At 53.2% G+C, this 231-nt stretch carries 1 protein-coding gene; it reads right to left on the minus strand.

Features of this window, described 5'->3' with window-relative positions:
- The coding region (locus K6T82_RS24915; RefSeq protein WP_223711681.1) for a hypothetical protein at window positions 1-231 on the minus strand (231 nt) is incomplete at both ends.

Genomic DNA, 231 nt, shown 5'->3' on the forward strand with positions numbered 1-231 from the left:
GTGTCGAGATGGCACTGTCGCAGTTCAATGGGTTGGTGATCTCACAGATCTTGTATTCGATGTCGTAGCTGCCTGCCGGTGTATTCGGCGCAACAACCACTTTGCCGTCGTTGGCGATGCTGATGCCTGTCGGAAGGTTCACTCCCTCGATCTTAACCTGACCAGGATTGCTTCCGATTACAGCCTGCACCGCGTTCAATGTATCACTGTTGATCAGCGACAACGTGGTCG

Origin of the sequence: Flavobacterium potami, from assembly GCF_020026915.1 — a bacterium.
Lineage (GTDB): Bacteria > Bacteroidota > Bacteroidia > Flavobacteriales > Flavobacteriaceae > Flavobacterium > Flavobacterium potami.